This window comes from Prosthecobacter sp. (assembly GCF_020439865.1).
Taxonomy (GTDB): domain Bacteria; phylum Verrucomicrobiota; class Verrucomicrobiia; order Verrucomicrobiales; family Verrucomicrobiaceae; genus Prosthecobacter.
Genome location: NZ_JAGRPF010000156.1, coordinates 12779 through 28484, shown reverse-complemented (window position 1 = coordinate 28484; position 15706 = coordinate 12779). Strand labels below are relative to the sequence as shown.

Annotated in this window: 9 protein-coding genes; 2 read left to right on the top strand and 7 right to left on the bottom strand. The window is 59.0% G+C overall.

Annotated elements, in window-relative coordinates; translation table 11 throughout:
* Nucleotides 1–106: 106 nt before the first annotated feature.
* From KDL09_RS19320 to KDL09_RS19295, 6 genes are all read right to left on the bottom strand, one after another.
* The gene (locus KDL09_RS19320) at nt 107–1243 is read right to left on the bottom strand and encodes an efflux RND transporter periplasmic adaptor subunit (protein WP_294388870.1); all 1137 of its coding nucleotides are present in this window, start codon (nt 1241–1243) and stop codon (nt 107–109) included.
* 85 nt (nt 1244–1328) lie between these two features.
* Complete coding sequence (locus tag KDL09_RS19315; protein WP_294388868.1) at nt 1329–2477, bottom strand: alpha/beta hydrolase-fold protein; 1149 nt, start codon at nt 2475–2477, stop codon at nt 1329–1331.
* Nucleotides 2478–2515: 38 nt separating this feature from the next.
* Nucleotides 2516–3865 (bottom strand): DUF1552 domain-containing protein, encoded by a 1350-nt coding sequence (locus KDL09_RS19310; protein WP_294388866.1) that lies wholly within the window; start codon nt 3863–3865, stop codon nt 2516–2518.
* A 13-nt stretch (nt 3866–3878) separates the two neighbouring features.
* Complete coding sequence (locus KDL09_RS19305) at nt 3879–5936, bottom strand: DUF1592 domain-containing protein (protein WP_294388865.1); 2058 nt, start codon at nt 5934–5936, stop codon at nt 3879–3881.
* A gap of 14 nt (nt 5937–5950) precedes the next feature.
* Complete coding sequence (locus tag KDL09_RS19300) at nt 5951–6826, bottom strand: ThuA domain-containing protein (RefSeq protein WP_294388863.1); 876 nt, start codon at nt 6824–6826, stop codon at nt 5951–5953.
* Nucleotides 6827–7010: 184 nt separating this feature from the next.
* Nucleotides 7011–8306, bottom strand: coding sequence for a DUF1552 domain-containing protein (locus KDL09_RS19295; protein ID WP_294388861.1), 1296 nt, complete (start codon nt 8304–8306; stop codon nt 7011–7013).
* Between the two features lie 154 nt (nt 8307–8460).
* Here KDL09_RS19295 and KDL09_RS19290 point away from each other — a divergent pair, with 154 nt between their 5' ends.
* Entirely contained in the window at nt 8461–9687 is a 1227-nt protein-coding gene (locus tag KDL09_RS19290) for a hypothetical protein (RefSeq protein ID WP_294388859.1), read from the top strand.
* A gap of 18 nt (nt 9688–9705) precedes the next feature.
* Nucleotides 9706–12909, top strand: a complete 3204-nt coding sequence (locus KDL09_RS19285; protein ID WP_294388857.1) for a tetratricopeptide repeat protein — start codon at nt 9706–9708, stop codon at nt 12907–12909.
* Nucleotides 12910–12921: 12 nt separating this feature from the next.
* Here the strand turns inward: KDL09_RS19285 and KDL09_RS19280 are convergent, their stop codons facing one another.
* Nucleotides 12922–15618, bottom strand: coding sequence for a DUF1592 domain-containing protein (locus tag KDL09_RS19280; protein ID WP_294388855.1), 2697 nt, complete (start codon nt 15616–15618; stop codon nt 12922–12924).
* Nucleotides 15619–15706: the final 88 nt, after the last annotated feature.

Genomic DNA, 15706 nt, shown 5'->3' with positions numbered 1-15706 from the left:
TCCGGAATCATCTGCACCGGCACACGCATGGCGGCGACGATGCCGAGCAGCAGCACCATGGTCAGCACCACGGCCACCAGCGTGCCACGCTTGAGGAGATGGTCGATCATTGCGGCTTCGGATTCGAGCTCTCCGTGGTGAACCGGACGGGCTGTCCTTCTTTCAGTCCTTCATTGCCGCGCAGCACCACCTGCTCGCCGCCCGCCAGACCTTTGACGACTTCCGTCCATTCACCGAGTGCGCCCGCCGTCGTCACGATGCGCGACGTGGCGCATGGGATGCCATCCTTGTCCTCCACCACCCAGACGCGCGCCGTGCCATCGGGGTAGCGCACCACGGCATCGCGTGGAATGCGGACGCTGTCTCCGTCCACCAATTGATAAGCGATCTCCGCCGTGCCTGACATGCCGGGCGCGGCCAGTTTCTTGTCATCATCAATCTTGAGGCGGACGAGGAAGGTGCGCGACACGGGATTTTTGACCGGCACCTGCACATCGATGTGTGCCGTCAGCGGTTTGCGCGTCCACGCATCGAGCGTGATCGTCGCCTGCTTCGCACCGGAGATGCGCGCCAGTTCCTCCTGCGGCACCTGGAGATCAAACCAGACGTCGTCGGTGCCGACGAGTTCGAGGACCGGCGTGCCCGTGGCCACCCATTCACCTGCTTCGGTGAGACGCTCGCTGATCACTCCCGGGAAAGGCGCCAGAACCTTGTGGCGGTCGATCAACTCGCGCTGCTCCTCGATGCGGGCTTCGATTTGCAGCAGACGACTGGCCGCCACCCTGGAGTTTGCCAGTCGCGTTTCGGCTTCCGATTTGGGAAAGGCTCCGATCTTGGTGAGCTCGCGGATGTCCTGCACCAGCCGGTCCGCATTGGCCTGCTCGAGTTTCGCCTGGGCCAGTTCGGCCTGCAGCACGGCGAGCGAAAGCTGGGCCATTTTGGGGTCGAGCTCGAGCAGCACGTCTCCTTGGGCAACGCGGCTGCCCGCATCGACGTTGAGCCGTGTCACCAGTCCGGCAGTTCGCGGCGAGAGCTTCGCCTGATGCCGGGCCGTCACCGTCCCGGTCAGTTGCAGCGTCCGGTCCATGCCTCCCGACTTCTCGGCGGTGACGAGGCTCACCAGCGCGGCCGTGTCCGCCGCTTGAACCAGAAGCGGCCCGACAAACAAGACGCCCAGCATTGAAACCTCGCGGCTCCATCGCCGGAGGCAGGAAAAGCGCTGCTGAAAAGAACGGTGCATCATCGGTGGGAAGTCCTTTCGCCGATAAGGCTGCGTTTCGCAAAAGGCTTTCAAAGCAGCGGGCCGCGGTTCGGCAGGCAGCCATTCGTTACTTCGCGCCAGCTGGATAGCCATGCCACACCCATTCCAAGGCGTGTGGGAGGACCTGCGGCTTGGCTTCGCGGATGCCGTGGCCGTTGTTGAGGCAGAAGAGGTACTGGTAGTCGTAGCCTTTCGCCTTCAGCACCTTCGCCATGCGATGATTCGCCTCCACCCAATCGTGCATGCCGTCACGCATGACGTTGGGATTGAAATTATCGCGATCGCCGACGGCCATGAAGATGCGCAGCGGTTTCTTCTCGCTCTGTGGAATGAGTTTGTCGTGGAAATCCCACGCGCCGCCGGGTGTCTCCGGATTGAAGGGCCACTGCTGGTTCACGAACGTGCCGGACGTCGTCAGCACTCGACGATACCACTCCGGGTGATACCAGGCCATGATCAGCGCTGCGGATCCGCCCGAACTGCTGCCCATCACCGCACGGCCGTCGGGGTTCCTGGTCAGCTTGATGTTGTAGTTTTTCTCCACCAGCGGCAGCACCTCGTGCTCGATGAACTCGGCATACAGGCCGGACATCGTGTCGTATTCGCGCCCACGCTCATGCCCCTGCGCATCGCCGCCGCCGTTGGCGATCAGGATGCCGATCTGCACAGGAATGCGCTTCTGCGCGATGAGGTTGTCGAGGATGGTCACGAGGTTCGCGTCCGACTTTCCTTTCCCGGGGCCGTCGTGTTTCACGATAAACGGAACCTCCGTTCCGGGCACGTACTGCGCCGGAATGTAGACAGTGATCGCACGCTGGTAGTCGATCTCGTGCGTCTGCACGATCAACGTCTTCGGATTGTTGGGATCGACCGTGCCGAACTCCTCCCGTGCGATCCCGGGATTGAAGCGCTGGCAGTCCTTTGAGTTCATGATGAACTGCTCCACCCGCCCCTTTGGCACGCCTTCCGTGACGTTGTTCTCCGGCGCCGCGACATACTCCGGGCCGACCACATAATCGCCATTCGCATCCACCGGCGGATTCGCGCCCGGCTTTCCATCAAGGCGGATGAAGGTCGGAGCGCCGGGCCCATCGAAGGCACGCGTCGGCGGAGTCGGACGATCCGGCTTCTTCGCTTTGGCCTTCGCCTTGTCAGCACTGAGAGCGGAGGTGGAGACGGCGAGGCTGAGCAGGAGTGTGAGGCTGAGATGATGCATGAGATGGTTGGCGGTGAATGGATCGGGCGTCCGAGTCGTTACGAGATCTTCAGCGCTCCGATCTCGTCGGTACTGTCGGCGAAGCGGGGCATGTTCAGGCCGAGCATGCGGGCCTGAGTGAGGCAGAGATTCGCGAGCGGGGTGCCCTCGGGCATGTTGATGTGCTTGCCGGAGGCGACGCGCCTTCCTCCACCGGCAACGATGATCGGAAGGTCGTTGTATTGATGGGTGGAACCATCACCGAGGCCGGAGCCGTAGGTGAAGAGGGTGTTGTCGAGCAACGAGGTGCCGTCGGACTCCTGGGTCGCATCCATCTTCTGCACGAGGTAGGCGAACTGCTCCATGTGGAAGCGGTCCACCTTCAGCAGGTCGTTGATCATCTTCGTCTGGTTGTGCGACATCTGATGATGGCTCTTCGGTTCTTTGAAAAGACCGTCGAACATGTACGGCGTGTCCCAGCGCTCGGGGCCGACCATGAAGGTGGCCACGTTGGTGAGGCCGGTTTGCAAGGCGACGACCATCAGGTCGCCCATGAGGCGGATGTACTCGCCGCGTGGCAGGTAGGCGTCGGGCGGCTCGTCAAAGCTCACCTTGGCGAGTTCGGCCTTCATCTTTTCCAACCGGTCCATCTGCGTTTCGATGGTGCGGATGGATTCAAAGTACTCGGCAAACTTCTGTCCGTCGTGATAGCCGAGTTCGCGCTTCAATGAACGTGCGTCGTCCAGCACAAGATCGGTGATGTCGCGAAAGCGATCCACCTCCTGTGTCGAAAACAGACGGCGATACATCCGGCGCGGATCGCGAATCGAGGGCGCGAGATGGCCGGTGCCATACCAGGAGATGTTGTCGAAGTAGATCGACTCCTTGTTGTCCTTGTGACTGTTGCAACTGAACTCCAGCGTGCGAAACGGCGTGTTCGTGCCAATCTGGTCGGCCACGAGATGATCCAGCGTGCGGTCCAGCGGCCAGGCGCTGCCTTTGATCGTGTAAGGCTCGGCGCTGCTCAGATAGCATGACGCGCACTGCGCATGCACGTCCGTGCCCTGCTGAAAAGTGCGGTCCATGCCGGTGATCAGCGTCACCTTGTGCTTCATCTCCTCCAGCGGCTGCATCGTCGGCGTGAGCTTGTCGAGCGGCTTCACGCTGAAATTCGGATCCTGCTTGCCGAGCGACTGCATCACACCGCCGAGATTGCCCTTGGGAATGACGTCTTTGGCCTCGCCGGGGAAAAACCCGCGGCGCACGACGCCGATCGGCACATAAAAATGTGCCATGCGCTGCGCGACCTTCGCGCCGGGTGCCGCCACGCCTACACTCTCCAGCCACGGCAGCGCCAAAGCGGTGCCGCCAAGGCCGCGGAGGAAGCGTCGTCGTGAGGAGGTTCGCATGAGAGTGAATCAGTTAACGTTTGGCCGCGCCGGATGCTTCCGCCAACTTCGGAGTGGTCTTCGTCTGGAACGGTTCGCTCAGGACCACCTGCTTGATCAGCGTCTGGAACTTGTAGCTGTCCTTCGCCGTGGCCTGCGCGATGTGATCGAGCGCGATCTGATCCGCAGGGCCGAGTTCACGTGCGAGTGCGAAGGTCAGCAGATGCCCGGCGAGTGCGCGGGTGAAACGGTCTTTCTCGGCGAGGATGGCGTCTTTGAAATCGATGACACTGTTGAACGGATGCTTGCGAAACAGGGTGCCCTGCATGTCCACGTCGCGATCGTTTTCATACTGAGTGCGCCAGCGACCGACGGGATCGTAGTTCTCCAGCGCAAAGCCGAGCGGATCGATCTGCTCGTGACAGCCGCGGCAGTCGGCACGCTCGCGATGCATCGATAAGCGCTCGCGCAGCGTCAGATTCTCCTCGCCAGCGGCGGGCTTTTCATTCAGCGGCGGCACATCCGCCGGCGGCGGTTTGGGCGGGTTGTTGAAGATCACGCTCGCGATCCATGCGCCGCGTGTGATCGGCTTGGTGCGATCCGGGCCGGAGGTCATGGTCATCACGGCCGCGTTCGTGATCACACCGCCGCTGCGACGATCCGTCACCGGCGTGCGTTTGAATTCCAGCCTCGTCACCTCGTTGACGTTCGCGTTGTTGGGCAGCTTGCCGAGCGCGAGTTCCTCATAATTCCGCTCCAGCAAAAGCGACCGATAAGTGAAGTCGGAATCGACGAGCTGCGTGACGGGCTTGTTCTCGATGAGGATTGCCTCAAACAGCAGCAGCGGCTCCAGCATCATGTGCATGCTGGCGCGATACTTCGAGAAGTAAAAGTCCGGGAACTTGTCCTTGTCCGGGATCGACGAGATGATGCGCTCAAGCTGCAACCACTGCGACGGGAAGCTGTCGCAGAAGCGCTTCAGCTTCCGGTCCTTCATCATGCGCTCGAACTGCGCTTCAAGAACTGCGGTTTTGTGCAACTCGCCTTTCGCTGCCAAGCCGAGCAGCGTTTCATCCGGAAGGCTGCCCCATAGGAAGAACGACAGACGCGAGGCGAGCTCGAAATCGTCGATGGTCTCCGCAGCCTCGCTCGAAGCGGATTTATCGTAAAGATACAGGAAGCGCGGCGAAGCGATCGCAGCAGCGGCGATCGATTTCATCGCGTCTTCAAAGACGACGCCTGCATCCAACTGACGCAGAACATGGCCGGTGTAGCGGTCGAGCAGTTTGGCTTCGACGGGTTTGCGAAAGGCCTTGTTCAGAAACGGTTCGAGACGAAGGCGCACCTCGCTTTTTGTATCCTGATTCTTGGAAGGCACTTCAAAGAACGTCTTCCAGATGCCGACAGATTTCGCCGTGAAGTCCGGGCTCTGCGTGATCGACTGTCCCAGCGTCAAAAACGCCTCCATCAACAGTGGCGAGAGCGAAAGATGATCCGCCTGATTGTCGAAACCATGTTCAGCTCGCAGGTCCTGCGGGAACGCGGCCACACCATCGAGGCGATCCTCGATCAACTGCGACTTTCCCAACGGGCGGCTGCCGACGTAAACGGTGCTCGGCATCCTCCGAGTCTGCGGCTGGAAGTAGTCCTTGTGCTCGCGCAGCATGCGCTCTGGCAGCGTGAAGACGACGCAGTTGAGGTCGAAGAGATCGGTGACGGCGTTGTTGTATTGAAAGCGGTTCATGCGCCGGATCGGCGTCGCCGCGTAGGCCTTCGTTCCGCTGACGGACTCGTGGCGCAGCATTTCGAGATCGGCGAGCAGTTGCGTTCGCACGCCTGCTTTGAGCTGCGGCTCGTCTTCCGGCGGCATCTCCTGAAAATCGATCGCCTCGATGATCTTCTGCAGCCGCTCCGGATCCTTCTTCAATTCAGCCACGCTGGCGATTTCCAGCAGGTTCAGTTTTCCCTTCACCTTGCCGTTTTCACCATGGCAGCGAACGCAGCTCTCGCGAAACACCGGCAGAATCGACTCCTGATCCTTGCCAAATAGGGAGGAACTCAGCGAGATCGTGATGAGAAGAATTCGGCGCATCGATCCAACGACCATTACTTGACCGCCGCCTTGGGCTTCTTCGGCGGAGGAGCGGTGCGTGGTGTGAGGAATGAATCCACCAGCGCCTTGTCGGCGTCACACTTCGCTCCACCGGCGGGAATCTCGACGCCGGCGCTCCAGAGGATGCCGTTGATGACCAGCTTGCGCATGCCGTCGAGCTCCCAGGCGTGGTGGGCGTCGAGACCGCTGAAGCTGAACGAACGGCCGCCACTCGCGCGGTCGAAGGTCCACGAGACGATGTCTTTGTCGCCGCCCTCCGGTGATCCGAGCGCCTCCTTGCCCGACCAGACGAGCGGCGTGATGCCTTTCATGCCGGCTGGGAATTTGAGATGATTCAGCCAGCCGTCGTTGATCTTCCAAGGCGTCACGCCGCGCATGATCGGATGCTCGGGGAACTTGTCATGCACGCTGTCCCAGTGGCCGCGGGTGGAGAGCGCGTTGTAAACACCGCCGGTCCAGTCCGCCGATTGCTTAGCGAACTCGGGCGTGAACTCGACGGCCTGATGAATGTTCACGAGGCCCGTCTTGCCATCCGCCAGCTTCTGAACGAGCGCCACATGCTCCGGCGTCGCGAGATAGACCTGCTTGCCACCGCCGTCGGTGTAAAACACGACCGAAGCCGCGTCATCGAAGACGGATTCATCCGCAGGCCATTCCTTTTCGACGAGCACCGCCTCGACCCCCGGCGTCTGCTTCAGCAGCACCTGCATCAAACGGCATCCGCCGAGGTAGTCATGATGCCCCACCTTGTCCACCTCCTTCACCTGTCCGGCGACGAGGACGATTTTGACGGTTCCTTCCGCCTGCAATGATGTGGCTAACGTGATGGAAACGGCAAGTGAGAGCAGAAATCGGCAACGGTGAATCATGGGTGTGAGTGGTGAGGGACAGGAACCGACTCTAAACGCATGCAGGTGCGTCGAAATGTCGCCGATGTCGGGTTTGACCGTTTCTGGCGATGCCGTTGCGGCTGTTGGTGATGACAAGGGTGCTTGGCAAGCAACGACGAGCTTTGATAAAATCAGCCATCGGTTGGGGACAATGGCCTCCTGCCTACGCCACGATTTCCTTCAGCACGCCCGAGCTGTCGCCGTGGCGTTCGGCGTTCACGCCGATGCTGTGCAGAAGCGTGAGCCAGGCATTGCACAGCGGCGTGTCTTTCGGCGCGACGAGGTTGTGGCCGAGCTTGATGCCGGCGCCACCGCCGGTGAGGAGCGTGGGGCAGTTGTCGAGGTTGTGTTCGGTGCGGATGTTGCTGCCGTAGGCGAGGGCGACGTGATCGAAAAGGCGACTGCCATCGGCTTCTTTGGTGGTTTTGAGCTTGTCGATGAGTCCGGCGAGCAATTCGCTCTGCACGAGATCGCGCTGCTGCGAGGCGGCGAGTTTTTCGCCCATTGTCGAGTGGTAGTGGCTCATGTCGTGCGGCGCGACTTTGATGCCGATGCTCGTCAGCAGCGTGCTCACCGGCTGGCGGTAGGTCAGCACGCGGGTGCTGTCCGTCTGCATCGCGGCGACGATGATGTCATACATGATCTTGATCTCCTCCTTGCCCGCCAAACCTTCCTGCGGCTGAGGAATCGGTGCCTTCGGCTGCGGCACGCCGATCCATTGCTCGTCCTTCGCGAGACGCGTCTCGATGTCGCGGATGCCTTGGAAGTATTCGTCGAGCTTCGCCCGGTCGTTTTTGCCAAGACCGCGCTGCATGGCCTTCGCATTCTCCATCACCGTGTCGAGCACGCTGCGCTTCTGCGCGAGCATGGCCTTCTGCTGCTCAATGGGCGTCGTGTCCTTGGAAAAAAGCCGATGAAACGCCTCCACGGGGCCTTTGTGACCGCCGATGGGCTTCCCACTCACATCCCATGCCATCGAAAGCCCCGGCCCATGTCCGGAAGCCTCCGCGTTCTCGCTGCCATTGAGCTGCAGCGATGCAAAACGCGTGTCCATGCCCAGCTTCGCCGCTGCGACCTGGTCGGCGGAGATGCTGTTGTGAAACGTCTGCCCCGGTTCGGCGAAACGGTTCGCGCCTGTGAGCCACATCGTGCTGCCCCAGTGCCCTTCGTTCGAGTATTTGTTCCAAAGCCCCTGCACGATGGAAAAGTCCGCCTTGTGCCTCGCCAGCGGCTTCAAGCCCTCCGGCAGCTTGTAATCCTTCCCCGTCTGCTTGATGTCCGGAAACCACGTCTCCGTCGTGATGCCCCAGCCGAAGCCGAGGAAGACCAGACGCTTCGGCGGCGCGGCCGGAGCCGCCGCGGAGGCAAAGCGGCGAAAGCCCAGCGACTCCAGCGCGGGCAATGCGATGAGCGAGGTGCTGGACTGGAGAAAATGGCGGCGGGAGAGCGGTGAACTCATGAGAGACAAACGAACTGCTAACGGAATACTTACCGTATCACGTGTGACATCACCACGCTTCAAGCCGAGGGGGGGGGCTGAAGTCTGTCGAGGTGGCATCAAATCCAATTCACAAATGAATTGATTCATATTTGAATTGGTTTATAAACCTGACATGCGACGGCCCAAACTATTCTCTTCTCCAGACTTTTACGACCGCCAATGGGAGCAATACCAGTTCCAGCGACTGCTCACTGAGGGCCAGAATATCCTTGTCACCGCCCCGCGGCGGGTCGGAAAAACGGAACTGGCCCGCAAACTGCTGGATTGGGCGACTGATCAAGGATGGCTTGCCACCTACGCGAATGTTGAGCATGCCCAAACCGAGGCTGACTTTTTCGATGAGTTGGCAAAGGTTCTTTTGGACGTCGGCATTCGTCCTGGAATTGGGGATCAGCTTCGTAACGCGGGGGCTCGCCTCCGCAAACTGTTGCCGGCAAGTGCCAAAGTATCGGATGGAGAACACAGCTTTGAACTGGCCTTCAACAGCGACATTGAGGATGCGCTTCGTGAGGCTCAGGAGCGGATGAATCAACTGCTAGAATCGCTCACAAGTGAAGGTCAGGCGGTTTTGATTGGTCTCGATGAACTCCCGATCTTTCTCTCCACACTTGCTGGTCAACCCGGTGGAGAAGCGCGAGTGGCAGCGATCCTTAACTGGTTCAGAAAGCTACGCTGCGCACCATCATTGTTGCCCCGGGTACGTTGGCTCCTCTGCGGCTCGATCGGGCTGGATACCTTTGTCGAACAGCGAAAAATGGCTGGATCAATCAATGATCTGAGACCTCAGAAACTAGGCCCTTTTGAGCATCCCATTGCCATTGAGTTCGTGAAACTACGGGCAAGGAGTGGCACGGATTCGTTCGAAGTTGCCGATGAGCTGGCAGAAGAAGTCGTCAATCAAGTGGGTTGGCCGCTACCATACTATCTCCGGCTGATGGTGGATGAATTGAAGGCCCTACCGCCTTTCAAGCGCTCAAAATCCTTCCCTTCTTCGGCAGATGTCAAAGAGGCATATGCTGCTCTGGTTTCGCCAGACAAGAAAATCCAATTCGTTCACTGGGTTGGTCGTCTTGACCTTCAGTTTGGAAAGGTCGCTGCACTCACAGCGCACGCCATTCTGAAGCAATGTTGTCAGAAGCCGGAAGGCACTACCAAAACCCGGCTTCGGACCATGCTAATCAAGCGTAACCCGCACGGTGATCCAGAAACCATCGAGCGGGAACTGGTGGACCTTCTGAGCGTATTGGAGCGCGACGGATACCTGCACGGTGAGGATAACCGCTGGGCATTTCGCTCCTTCTTGCTGCGAGACTTCTGGCTCCGCCACGTCGCGTTTTAATCTTTGCCTCCACGATCTATGAACAAAGATTCGCCAAAGGCTATTCGCCACTTCCTCTATAACCCACTGCGCCAGGATCCAGAAGAGCTGAAGCAATTGTTTGTGGCTCGTCGCCCTCTGTTTGAACGACTCTACAGCGAAATTGTGAGTCACGCACCAGACTCAGTTCCTCAGCATCAGCTCATTATTGGGCAGAGAGGCATGGGAAAGACTACACTGCTTGCCCGACTTGCCTTGGAGTTGCGAGAGAAGCAGAAGGATTTCCTGCCCCTTGCCTTCTGGGAGGAGCAGCACATCGAGGTGGATCGCTTGTCGGTGTTCTGGCTCAACTGCCTTGATTCACTGGCTGATGCTCTTGATGTGGCCGGTGATTCGACTTCTGCGCGTGAGCTCGACAGAAAAGTCGATCAAATCAAAGTCATCAAACCCGAGGATGAATGTGCCCGAGAAGCTCGGGACGCGTTTGGAGAGGCGAATGCGAAGCTGGGTCGGCGTCTCGTGCTTTTTATCGACAATTTCAATCTCCTGCTGGCTCGCCTGAAGAAGCACGATCATGTCCTTCGCAGCTTCTTCACCAGACAAGGCGCTCCCATCATCGTTGGCGCTGCCATCACGCCCCCAGCTGATCTCGCCGACTACGACGCTGCATTCTACGACGGATTCAAGACCACGCTTTTGCATCGGCTCAGTCTCGAAGAGACCAAGGACATGATCATCCGCTTGGCTGAAGAGTATGGGCAACTCGAAGCTGTGCAGAACATGTGGCGTGAGTTGCCCAGACTGTCGGCTCTCCGCGATCTCTCTGGTGGCAATCCACGCACCAGCCTACTGATTTACAGGCTGTGTGCCCAAGGTTTCAGCCATGACATTTACCGCGACTTGGAAGCTCTGCTCGATGAAACCACGCCACTCTTCCAATCGCGATTCGAACTCCTATCCGACCAAGGACAGAAGCTTATTGCAAGGCTTGCTCGACATTGGAAACCAGCTACGGCAGAAACGATCACGGAACTCACCGGCTTCCCACGCGGCACCGTCTCACCTCTTTTAGGGCGTCTGGAGGAAGAGGGTATGATCGAGAAGGTCTCGATGTATGATCCTGACCGGCGCGACAACCCAAGGCAAAAACGTGGCGGCCTCAGCAAGCGAGTAGGCTATCAGCTTACCGAGCGATTCTTTAACATCTGGATCATCATGCGCTCTGCCAGCAGGCGTGAGCGTGCAGGCATTATGTGTCTGTCTCGATTCCTGGAATCGATCTACTCTCCCGCCGAACGTGCTCAATACGCCCAAGAACTTAGTTCCTGTGCTTCATTGAGCTGGGGGCAGGCCATTGGAGCGCGTGCTCTTGCGGAAACGATTGAACACTCCGAGCTCCTCTTGAAAGCCGACACGGCTCTTCTGGAGATGGTGAAACGAGGAGACGGAGAGCTGGAGGGTCTCATTGATCCCAGCAACATTGATCACCGCGCACATCAACTTGTCGATTTGAGGAGCCTAATTCGTGCCGCAGTGCCTGCTTCAGCGAAGACGTCACCCGAGGAGTTCGTGAATCTCGTAATGGGGTCTTTCTCCATGCTGATCCCAAATGGGATGAGCCAGAACATCATTTCTGAAATCAAAAAATCACGCCTTGTGATGGTTGACCGAGCAGCGGAAAGCCTGCGTGGGGAATCCAGAGATTTTGTTGCTCAGATCGGTCAAGAAAGCACTGACTGGCTTCAACAGCGAATTCGTTCCGGCCTGCTTACCAGCGGAGAGAATCTTAAAGAAGTGGAAGATGCGATCAATGCCGTAGATCACCCCAGTTTGGCGGGTGCACTTCTTGTGTTGGGAGAAATGATACAGGAAGCCAGTCCAGCGACGGCCGAGCGCGCATACAAGAAAGCCACCGAATTAAAGGATGATCTTTACGAAGCCTGGGCTCAACTCGGAATCATCTACCAATCAACGAAGCGACACGCTGAGGCTCGCGCAGCCTATGCCAAGGCACTCACACTTGGTGATGGCTCTGCCGCAATTCTCTCAAACTATGGCCAACTCCTGGCAATTGATTTTGGCCAACTGGAGGAAGCATCAAAGTGGTTCCGGCGAGCGGCAAAGCGTGATCCCCGAAGTGCTCTGATCGCCAATAATCTCGGAGCTTGTTTATGGCACATGGGTGGAAAAGTGAATGCGGAGGCTGCGCTTATCGAATTCAAAAGAGCTGGAGAACTAGACCTGTTCAATCCGAAGCCTTGGATTACCATGGGTAGCATTTATCAGCAGGAGTTGAACAACCCTGCTGCAGCGGAGACATGCTTTCGTAAAGCGATCTCCATGTCTTCCAAAGCATCGGTGGCTCGAACACACCTGGGCCTTCTGCTGCTGCATTCATATGGCAAGTTCATTGAGGCTGAAGAGCAATTCCGGAGGGCCATCGCGGATGGTAACGAGAATGCCGCCTGTTGGCTGGGGCTTGCAACTGTGCTCGGAGAACACAAACACCAGTTTGTCGAAAGTGAAGCAGCCTATCGGAAAGCAATCGAACTTGAACCTCAATCGCCAATTGCATGGGCCGGACTCGGCGTCTTGCAGTATCTTTACACGGGGCAGTTCGAAAATGCCCGGGTCTCATATGCCAAAGCGGCGGAGTTGGCGCCATCAGACCCTCGATATCAAAATTCACTCGGAAACCTGGAGTATGACCACTTTCATAACACCGAGGCCGCGGAACAACATTTCAGGCGCGCACTGGAACTCAATCCATCCGAAGACAGTGCGCGGCACAACTACGCCTTCATGCTTCGTGACACTCTAGGCAGGAGCGCAGAAGCCAAAGAATTGCTCGATAAGCTCTCTCAGCCTGACTCATGGAAAGACACACAGGCACTCCATCGAGCCCTTTTTGCCGCCTATGATCACAACTGGGGCCAAGCCATGGAAGCCCTCAAATGTGCTCTTGGAGAGATCAAAACCTCGACATTCCCAAAAAATACTCACGACGACTGGTGCAGAGCCAGCGCCGTGCTCATCAAGCTCGGCTTTGGCGACAAGCTTCTGGAGTTTCTCGAGTCCGAAGGAATTCACGAGACTATGATGCCTTGGTTCGAGGCTCTCAAAGCCCATGTCATCGGAGATCGTCAGTTGCTTCTCAACATCCCCGCCGAAGCCCGCGATGCATCCGGAATTCTCTTCGATGAAATCGCGATACGCCTACCTCTGATGAGAGCAACCCGTTGACTGATGGGTAGCTCACTTTGTGTGGAATTCCTTGCTGCTGACCAGCGCGTGAATGAACTCGCGCATCGCGAGGTCTTTCTTGCCAGCTTGTTCGATCATGTCGGTCACGAGCGGTTCGTCGCGAAAACCGAGCGGTCTGCCGAGGGCAAATTCGATCAAGGCCTCGCTGAAGCTGCGGGCGAAGGCATCTGACTTTGACGCGATGATGTCGCGCAACGCGAAGTAGTCTTTGAAGGCGCGGCCCCGGTGGAAGGCGGCGGAGGGCTCGATGGCCCAGGTCTTCTTCGATTTGGGATCAGCTTTTCCGTTGGCGTCGATGGCGGTGTAGCTGTCCTCGGCGCGCCACTGACCGGCGGCGTCGAAGTTTTCCAAGCCTAAGCCGATGGGATCGATCTTGCGATGGCAGCTCGCGCACTGCGGCTCCTCCTGATGAGCAAGCAGGCGCTCGCGTGTCGTCAGCACCTTGCCGGCCAGCCGCGTGATGGCGGGCACGTTCGCCGGTGCTGGCGGCGGCGGATCATGCAGGAGCTTGCGCAACACCCAAGCGCCGCGCTCGACAGGACTGGTGCGCTCGCCATTGCCACCCATGAACATGATCGCGGCCATGCCGAGCAATCCTCCGCGCGGCGAGTCCTTTGGCAGCGACACCTTTTCATAGCCATCGCCCTTCACACCGGGAATGCCGTAGTAGTGGGCGAGCACGCGATTGATGACCACGTAGTCCGACTTCAGGAGATCGCGCAGGCTCGCATTGTGGCGCAGGATGTGCGCGAAGGTCTCATGGATCTCGCCTTTCGCCGCGACCTTCGTGCCGGAATCAAAGCGTGGATACAATGCGCGATTCACCTCGAAGAAGTCGATGCGATCGAGACCGAGCCATTGATGAACGAACGACTCGAGGAAGTCCGACGAACGCGGGTCATCGAGAAGGCGTTCCGTCTGCGCAGCGAGAACATCCGGCTTCTTCAATTCACCGCGCTTCGCGAGATCGCGCAGCGTGGCATCCGGCGGCGCACTCCACAGGAAATACGAGAGCCGCGCGGCAAGCTCCGCATCGGTCAGCGGACGACGTTTGTCATCGGCGGAAGGTTCGGCGAGGTAGAGAAACATCGGCGAAGCGAGCACGACGGACAGCGTCTCCTTCAGGGCTGCCGCAGGTTTGTCGCCCGCCTTGAGCCGCACTTCGTGCAGACTCATCAAGCGGTCGATGTAGCCCGCGTCCGGCTTCCTGCCGCGAAAGGCCTCCGCAGTGAAGTGCTCCAGCGCGGCGCGAAGCGCGGGCTTCGCTGGAGGTGGCGATTTGTCGTCCAGCGGGATGTCGAGCGCTGCGATGCCGGGCGGCTTGGGCTTGTTCGCATTCGGCACACGTTCGACTTCGATCCAGTCCACCCAAAGCACGAGTTCAGGGCCGATGCCGTTGCGCTTCACCGCCTCCGAGCGTTTGCGCGCGCCTTCCTCGTTCGTATCCCAACTGCCTTTCTCGCGGAAGAACAGCGAGCGGTTGTCACGCGAGGCATTGCCGCGCGTCAAGGTCAGCGGGATCTCGATGATCTGCGGCTTTTCGATCGTGCCTGTGATCTCGGAGGTATGCAGCACCTTTCCTGTGCGCGCATGAATGCCGAAGTCGAGGAAGCGCCGCTCCGGCGGGCAGTCCTTCACCGCACCAGCGCGCACGCGGACGATGTAATCGCCCACCGGCCAGCTAAACGGCACCAGCAGCTCGATGTAGTTCACATTCAACTGAGACGGATGCCGCGTCTGAACGCCGAGATAGGCGCCGCGATCCACGTCCGGCATTTGCGTGTAATACTCGTGATACTTCAACCAGCCCGCGCCAAGCGAGTCGTTCGCGAGGTCGGCGTCGTTTTCCTGGCCCTTGTCGAAGCCAAATGAAAACGGGTCGGGCGCGCCGGGGATACGCGCCCACTCACGACGAAACCGTGGTTCGTTGTTCTTCACCTCCTCGCGGATCTTGGCGACGATCTCCTTGTTCTCCGGTTTCGCCGCCGCGGCCTCCACCGCCTTCACCCACTTCTGCGCCCGCTCACGCGCATCGATCTGATACTTCACAAAGTCGCGCACCTTCGGTGTCGTCGTTTCCGCCTCGTAATGCAGCTTTTCCTCCACGCTCGCCGCCGCCTGCCAGGCGAACGCCTCCTCCAACGCCTCGCGCCCGAGCGCCTGATACTGCTCAATCTGGTTCGCTGACATGAAGAGGTTCGCACCCACCGTGTCGAAGCTCCCGGAACCACCGTCCGGCGGCAGCTCGGCCACGTTGATCTCCACGCCGAGCAGTTCGCGCAGCGTGTTGCGATACTCGCGACGGTTCAGCCGCCGCATCGTGATCACGCCGTTCTGATCACCGAGACTGCGCCGCGCCACGACCATCACATTCGCCAGATCATCGAGGAAGTCCGCCTTCGCCGCGCTCGTCGGCTGCTTCTCGTCCTCCGGCGGCATGTCGCCCGAATTCATCTGATTCAGCACCTTCTGCCACCGCTCCGCCGACTCGATGTCCTTGATCTCAAACGGCAGATCATCCACTCGGAACTTTCCTTTCTGCTTCTCGGGTCCGTGACAGCTGATGCAGGTCTCCTGGAACAGGGCGCGATGCTTCTTCTGAATGACGACGGCCTCCTGAGCGGCTGCCGGAAAGCAGAATCCGCCGGCAAACAAGAGGGTTGTAGAGAACAGGAGAGGGCGTGACATTGAAGGATGGAAGAAGAACAGTTGCATACGAAGGCAGGAGGCCGGTTTTCACGACGGCAAGCAGGATCACAGGAATAAATCTGGAAGT